The organism is Maricaulis parjimensis, assembly GCF_016817355.1.
GTDB classification, from domain to species: Bacteria; Pseudomonadota; Alphaproteobacteria; order Caulobacterales; family Maricaulaceae; genus Maricaulis; species Maricaulis parjimensis.
Genome location: NZ_JADOTT010000006.1, coordinates 213,226 through 220,458 on the forward strand (window position 1 = coordinate 213,226; position 7,233 = coordinate 220,458).

The 7,233-nt window shown below is 64.1% G+C and carries 6 protein-coding genes; 1 reads left to right on the forward strand and 5 read right to left on the reverse strand.

Annotated elements, in window-relative coordinates:
- Positions 1-333 precede the first annotated feature (333 nt).
- From I0K07_RS11980 to I0K07_RS12000, 5 genes are all read right to left on the reverse strand, one after another.
- Positions 334-1,701: a class II 3-deoxy-7-phosphoheptulonate synthase gene (locus I0K07_RS11980; RefSeq protein WP_203293708.1), complete on the reverse strand. Its 1,368-nt coding sequence runs from the start codon at positions 1,699-1,701 to the stop codon at positions 334-336.
- A 1-nt stretch (position 1,702) separates the two neighbouring features.
- Positions 1,703-3,091: a glutathione-disulfide reductase gene (gene gor / locus I0K07_RS11985; protein WP_203293710.1), complete on the reverse strand. Its 1,389-nt coding sequence runs from the start codon at positions 3,089-3,091 to the stop codon at positions 1,703-1,705.
- A gap of 43 nt (positions 3,092-3,134) precedes the next feature.
- The gene (rpiA, locus tag I0K07_RS11990; RefSeq protein WP_420828489.1) at positions 3,135-3,839 is read right to left on the reverse strand and encodes a ribose-5-phosphate isomerase RpiA; all 705 of its coding nucleotides are present in this window, start codon (positions 3,837-3,839) and stop codon (positions 3,135-3,137) included.
- Positions 3,836-5,323, reverse strand: coding sequence for an NAD-dependent succinate-semialdehyde dehydrogenase (locus I0K07_RS11995; protein WP_203293714.1), 1,488 nt, complete (start codon positions 5,321-5,323; stop codon positions 3,836-3,838). The genes rpiA and I0K07_RS11995 overlap by 4 nt, the downstream gene beginning before the upstream one ends.
- A 148-nt stretch (positions 5,324-5,471) precedes the next feature.
- Positions 5,472-6,476 carry an NTP transferase domain-containing protein gene (locus I0K07_RS12000; protein WP_238934810.1) on the reverse strand — a complete coding sequence of 335 codons (1,005 nt, stop codon included), beginning with the start codon at positions 6,474-6,476 and terminating at the stop codon, positions 5,472-5,474.
- 127 nt (positions 6,477-6,603) lie between these two features.
- On the opposite strand from I0K07_RS12000, the gene I0K07_RS12005 reads away from it, so the two are divergent.
- Positions 6,604-7,233 (forward strand): HAD hydrolase-like protein (locus I0K07_RS12005; RefSeq protein ID WP_203293716.1); only part of this gene is annotated, 630 nt, incomplete at its 3' end.

Here is a 7,233-nt window from a genome sequence, read left to right on the forward strand (position 1 = left end):
GGATGAGCGCCTCTTTCATTGCCCTCAGGGCCGGCGGCCGGACGCGCATCCCGGCCTGACCCCGGGCAACCGGGCGGCGTTTTTGTTTGGGCGGAGGCGCCCAAGGACAGATGGGGCGAGGACAGACTTTCGCCAAAGCGCACCATCCCGTCATCCCACGGTCGGTGCGAAGCAGCGATCCGGGGGACCTCTCCTATCCTGCCAACAGGTTAGCGCAGGTCCCCCGGATGCCCTGTGGGCACCGGGGGATGACGGAGCGTTGGGTGTGAAACGCCAAACAAAAAGGGCGGAGCCGAAGCCCCGCCCTTGTTCGTTTCGCCGTCAGCGTGCCTGTCAGGCGGCCGCCGCGGAATTATTGTTACGGACCCGCTTGAGGCTCTCAGCAATACGGAAAGCCATGTCGAGGGCCTGGTCGGCATTGAGGCGCGGATCACACTGGGTGTGATAGCGCGCAGCCAGATCGGCCTCGGTGACCGGATTGGCGCCGCCGGTGCATTCGGTGACGTCATGGCCGGTCATCTCGAAATGGACCCCGCCCGGATAGGCGCCCTCGGAGTAGAGGACGTCCATGAAGCCTTCCAGCTCGGTCAGGATGCGGTCGAAATTCCGCGTCTTGTAGCCGGAGGAGGCCTTCACCGTATTGCCGTGCATCGGGTCGGAGGACCAGACGACCTTGCGGCCGGCCTCGGTCACTGCCCGGGCCAGGGCCGGCAGGTTCTTGCGGATCGTGTCAGCACCCTGGCGCACGATCAGGACCAGACGTCCGGCCTCATTGTCCGGATTGATCTTGTCGATCAGCGGCAGGAGTTCATCCGCCGTCATCGTCGGACCGCACTTCACACCGACCGGGTTGGAGATCCCGCTGGCATATTCCAGGTGCGCGCCGTCGAGCTGGCGGGTGCGCTCACCCACCCAGATCATGTGGGCAGAGGTGGCGTACCATTGGCCCGTATTCGGATCACGCCGCGTGAGGGCTTCCTCGAAGGGCAGGTGCAGGGCCTCGTGGCTGGTGAAGAAATCGACGGCTTCCAGCGACGGGGTGGAATCCCGGCCGATGCCGCACGCCTTCATGAAGTCGAGCGCTTCGGAGATCCGCGTGGCGGTCTCCGCATAGCGTTCCGCCGCCGGGCTGTCCTTGACGAAATCCTGGGTCCATTGGTGGACATTGTGCAGGTCCGCATAACCGCCCGAGGCAAAGGCCCGCAGGAGGTTGAGCGTGGAGGCCGACTGGTCATAGGCGCGGATCAGGCGGGCCGGATCCGGTTCCCGCGCTTCAGCGGTGAAATCGACACCATTGACGCTGTCGCCGCGATAACTCGGCAGGGTGACGCCGTCCACGGTCTCGGTATCGGAGGACCGCGGCTTGGCGAACTGACCAGCCATACGGCCCACCTTCACCACCGGCTTGGACGCCGCAAAGGTGAGAACCACGGCCATCTGCAGGAGGACGCGGAATGTGTCGCGCACGCCTTCGGTGGAAAAGTCCTTGAAGCTCTCCGCGCAATCGCCGCCCTGAAGAAGGAAGGCATTGCCCGAACTGACATCAGCCAGCTGGCGGCGCAGCTTGCGCGCCTCACCGGCAAACACCAGCGCGGGACGCGCTGCGAGTTCGTCAATCACCCCGTCCAGCGCCGCAGCGTCTTGGTAGGTGGGCATTTGCATGACGGGCTTTTCCCGCCAGGATTTCGGAGACCAGGTCATTTTACTCTGCCGCTTTCAACTCGGGCGGTGTCCATTTCTCCTTCATGGTCACCAGCTCTTCTGCACTTGTCGGATGCACGGCGCATGCCGCGTCATACTGATCCTTGGTCAGGCCCGCCTTCACAGCGATGCCCGCCAGCTGGATCATTTCTGGCGCATCCGGCCCGACAATATGCACGCCGAGGACCCGGTCTGTCTCCCCGTCGACAACAAGTTTCATCATCATGCGCGAGGCATCATTGGAGAAGCTCTGCTTCATCGGACGGAATGACGTCTTGTAAATATCGATCTGCGCATATTTTTTGCGCGCATCCGCCTCTGAGAGACCGACTGATCCAACAGGCGGCTGTGTAAACACTGCTGACGCAATGTCGTTGTGATCATAGGCGGTGGGCTTGTTGTCGAAGACCGTGGCCGCAAAGGCCGCCCCTTCCCGGATCGCGACCGGGGTCAGATTGACCCGGTTGGTCACATCACCGACCGCATAGATATTGTCGACAGATGTCTGGGAATAGGCGTCGACCTTGATCGCGCCTGCCTCATCCAGGGCCACTCCGGCCTTGTCGAGACCCAGCCCGTCCACATACGGGACACGGCCGATCGCATACATGACCACATCGGCATCGACATGATGGCCATTGTCCAGATGGACGCGCTTCCTGCCATCGCCCAGATCCTCGATCTTCTCGAAGACAGAATGGGTGATGACCCGCACGCCGGAGCGCACGAGCTCCTCGTGCACAGTGGAACGGACATCATCATCAAAGCCGCGCAGCACGGTATCGCCGCGATAGACCTGGCAGACCTCGGCGCCGAGGCCGGCGAAGATCTGCGCGAATTCGCAGGCGATATAGCCACCACCGGCGATCACGACATGTTTGGGCATGTCTTCCAGATCGAAAGCCTCATTGGAGGTGATGCCCAGTTCGGCGCCCTCGATATCCGGAATGAAAGGCGTGCCGCCGACCGCGATCAGGATCTTGTCCGCGGTCACCGTACGGCCGGACTTCACCAGTTTGATCGTATGGGCGTCGATGAGCTCGGCGCGGTCCTCGATCAGCTCGACCCCGGTATTGGCCAGATTGCGGGCATAGATGCCGGACAGGCGGCCGATCTCGTCATCCTTGTTGCGGATCAGCTTGGACCAGTCGAACGCGGTCTCACCGACCGTCCAGCCAAAACCTTCGGCCAGTTTGAAGCTCTTGGAGAACTCACTGGCATAGACGAGGAATTTCTTGGGCACGCAGCCGCGGATCACGCAGGTCCCGCCCGGGCGGTATTCCTCGGCAATCGCCACCTTTTCAGCACCATGGATCTTGGCCATGCGCGAGGCGCGCACACCACCGGAACCGGCGCCGATGACAAAGAGGTCGTAGTCGTAATTACTCATCGGGGCACACCTGGTCCTGATTGTTTGCGTCTTAAAAGAGAGCCTAAAGCTCCATCACCCGCGCCTGGGTATCCTCACCCACGATCACCACGCGGGCGAGATCAATGAAGAGGCCGTGTTCCACCATGCCCGGGATCGCCTTGAGATACTGATCGGCAAGGCGGGCATCGGGAATGGCTTCGCAGGCGCAGTCCAGAATGTAGTGTCCGCCATCCGTGATCAAAGGGGCCAGACCATCCCCCTTGCGGCGCAATTGCACATCGGGGGCTTTCACGCCGGCCTTGCGCAGGGCGTCATAGATCTGTTTCGCGGTCAGCGAGAAGCCGAACGGGTCGACCTCGATGGGCAGCGGAAACTTGCCCAGCGTATCGACCAGCTTGCTCTCATCGACCATGACGACCATCAGGTCGGAGGCATGGGCGATGATCTTCTCACGCAGGAGACAGGCGCCCCCGCCCTTGATCAGCTGGAAGCGGCCATCGACCTCATCCGCCCCGTCCACGGTCACGGCGATATGGTCGACATGGTCCACTTCGATCAGCGGCACGCCATTCTCACGAGCCACTTCGGCGGTGCGCTGGGAGGTCGGGACGCCTTTGACGTCCATGCCTTCCTTGATGCGCTCGCCGAGCAGGCGCAGGAAAATCTCCGCCGTGGAGCCGGAGCCGAGCCCCAGCGTCATGCCGCTTTCGACATAGTCGAGCGCAGCGGCCGCCGCGAGGGCCTTCTGGCGCTGGGCGCTCATCAGTCCACGCCGCCGAGGAGGACGTATTTCAGCTCGGTGAATTCCTCGACGCCCCATTTGCCGCCTTCCCGGCCGATCCCGCTTTCCTTCATCCCGCCGAACGGGGTGGAGGCTGCGCCGACCATCGGGGCATTGATACCGATCATGCCGTACTCGATGCCTTCGGACAGGCGGTGCACCCGGCCGACATCACGCGTGTAGATATAGGCAGCCAGGCCATAGGGCGTGTCATTGGCCAGCTTGATGATGTCTTCCTCGGTCTCGACGCGGTAGATCGAGGCGATCGGGCCGAAAATCTCGTTGCAGGCCACATCCATGGCCGCCGTGCCGCCATCGATCAGGGTCGGGGCATAGAAGGAACCGCCCAGCTCGCTGTCGAGACGCTTGCCGCCGGTGACGATCTTGGCGCCGGCCTCGCGGGCCTGCTGGACCAGGGCGTCGACGCGCTCGACCGCACCCATATGGATGAGCGGGCCCAGATCACTGTCGGAGGCGAAACCATCGCCCGGCTTCAGCTTGGAGATGCGCGCTTCCAGCGCCGCGACCAGCTGGTCGGCGACCTTGGGCTGGACGATGAGGCGGTTGGCGGAGACGCAGGTCTGGCCGGAGACGCGGAATTTCGAGGCGATGATGCCATCGGCCGCTTTCTCGATATCGGCGTCATCCATGACGATGAAGGGCGCATTGCCGCCCAGTTCCAGCGCGACGCGCTTCACCGTGGAGGCCGCCTGTTTCATCAGGAGTTTGCCCACCGCTGTGGACCCGGTGAAGCCGACCATGCGGACATCCGGCGAGCTGGTCAGCACGCCGCCAATGGCCGGAGCGTCGCCGCAGATCACATTGACCACACCGTCCGGGAAGCCGGCGCGCTTGGCCAGTTCGGCCAGGGCCAGGGCGGAGAGCGGGGTTTCCGGGGCCGGCTTGATCACCATGGTGCAGCCCGCAGCCAGGGCCGGGGCGCATTTGCGGGTGATCATGGCGACCGGGAAGTTCCACGGCGTGATACAGCCGACGACGCCGACAGGCTGGCGGATCGTCCAGCCGCGCGAGCCCGGGAAAGGCGTGTCCAGGGTTTCGCCATGGATGCGCTTGGCTTCCTCAGCCGACCATTCCACGAAGGAGGCGCCGTAGACGACTTCGCCATGCGCTTCGCGATAGGTCTTGCCCATTTCCAGCGTGATCAGCTTGGCCAGGTCGGACTGGGCTTCCAGGATTAGCTGGTTCCATTTCATCAGGATTTTGGAACGCTCGAACGGAGACACCTTTTTCCAGGTCTCGAACGCGGCCGTGGCGGCTGCCACCGCCTTGATCGCACCTGCCTCGCCGACATCGGCGACCTCGGCAATGACCTGGCCATTGGCCGGGTTGAAGACTTCCGTCGTGGCGTCACCGGCGACCCATTCACCGCCAATGAAGCTGTCGGTCCGGAACAGCGCCTTGTCATCCAGGCGTTCCGCAATCGTATCGGGGCGATCAATAACACTCATGACTTCACTCTCCTTGCGGGCCTTTGGGCCTCCTTGCGCGGTCGGGCTGGATCAGCCGGCCGGGCGTGTCGTCTCTCTTCCATGCCTACTGGCATCCCTGATATAGGAAAGCGGCGCAAGCTTTGCGCCCTCTGCCAGCTGCGCTTTCCTAATTTTTTTCCAATTCGGCCGCCGGGCTGCCGGCGGCGACTTGCTTACCTGGCTGCAGGTTCGCATGCGGCCCGACCTGCGCGCCCGGGCCGATATCCACCCCTTCAAGGCGCGAAAAGGCACGGATCACGGCATCGCTCCCGATCCGTACCCCAGGCCCGAAAACCACATTCGGCTCGATCACGACGTCGGCCGCGATCTCGGTGTCGTGGGCGAAATGAACGCTGGACGGGTCCACCAGGGTCACGCCCTGCGCCATCATCGCCACGCGCTTGCGGTGCTGGAAAGCCGCCTCGGCCTCGGCCAGGTCAGCGCGGGAGTTCACGCCCAGCACTTCCTCGGCACTCGCCGTCACCACGCGCGCCGTCAGCCCCTTGGCCCGCGCCAGGCCGACCACATCTGTCAGATAGTATTCGCCATTGGCATTGTCATTGCCGACCTGATCGAGCAATTCCAGCAGAAGCGATGCCGGAGCGGCCAGGACACCGGAATTGACCAGGCGCACGGCCCGCTCTTCCTCATCGGCATCCTTGAACTCGACAATCCGGTCCAGCGTGCCGTCCGGCGCCAGGATGAGGCGGCCATAGGCGGCCGGGTCTTCCGGTTCGAAGCCCAGAACGGCCACAGACGCGCCGCCGTCCAGAGCGGCAAACACCTTGGCCACAGTCTCCGGCGTGATCAGCGGCGTGTCGGCATAGAGGACAATGGCCTGGCCGGTCTCGGCCTCCAGCGCCTCGCGGGCAGCCAGGACCGCATGCCCGGTTCCCAGCGGCGGGTCCTGCAGCGCCGTGGCTGTCCCCAGCGCCTCGGCCGCCTGCTTCACCGCGGGCGAATGGGCGCCGTAGACCGTCACCACCCGGTCTGCCCCGCACTGGCGGGCCAGATCGACCGTCCAGTCCAGCATCGCCCGTCCACCGACATGATGGAGGACTTTCACCGTCTTGGACTTCATGCGCGTGCCCTGGCCGGCGGCAAGAATGATGGCGGCGCGGGTCTGGGACATGATGGGTTTCCTGTCGCGAGGGAATCTTCAGGCCTGTCTGTCAGGCGCTATAGCCTATCGCATGCAAGCACGTAACCATGCTTTCTCGCCGCAGTGGCGGAAGTGGCGGGCCTGGAAGGAAGACGCAATGACCCGGAATGAGGATCGCGACCTGTTCAAACAGGCGTCCATCGCCTTCGATCTGGACGGTACGCTGGTCGATACGGCACCGGATCTGGTGCGTGCCCTCAATGCCGTGACCCAGCCCTTCGGCCTGCAGCCGGTCCCGCTCGACGATGTCCGCGCCATGGTGGGCCGCGGCGCGCTGGCCCTGATGGAACGCGCCTTCGAGCGCGAGGGCCGCACGCTGGAAGACCCGGAGACCCGGGTGAAGGAGTTCATCGACATCTATGCCCAGCAAGTCGCCGTCGACAGCCGGGTCTTCCCCGATGTCGAAGCCACGCTGGACTGGCTGGCCGAACACGGGGCGAGCCTGTCGGTCTGCACCAACAAGCCGAGCGTGCTGTCGGACCTGATCCTGGATGAGCTGGGGCTGACGCGCCATTTCGCGCGGATCATCGGGCCGGAACGCACCACGGCGAAGAAGCCGGCTCCGGACCATGTCCGCGATGCGCTGGGAGACGGGCATGCGCGCGCTGCGCTCGTCGGTGACAGTGCGCCGGACGTGATGTCCGCGGCCGCCGCCGGCATTCCCAGCATCATTCTGAGCTATGGCTATAGTGAAAAACCGGGCGGGGCCCTTGGGGGCGGGCGGGGG

Coding starts and splice junctions, on each gene's coding strand:
- I0K07_RS11980 (WP_203293708.1), bottom strand. CDS start 1,701: ATGACCTGGTCTCCGAAATCCTGGCGGGAAAAGCCCGTCATGCAAATG.
- gor (WP_203293710.1), bottom strand. CDS start 3,091: ATGAGTAATTACGACTACGACCTCTTTGTCATCGGCGCCGGTTCCGGT.
- I0K07_RS11995 (WP_203293714.1), bottom strand. CDS start 5,323: ATGAGTGTTATTGATCGCCCCGATACGATTGCGGAACGCCTGGATGAC.
- I0K07_RS12000 (WP_238934810.1), bottom strand. CDS start 6,476: ATGTCCCAGACCCGCGCCGCCATCATTCTTGCCGCCGGCCAGGGCACG.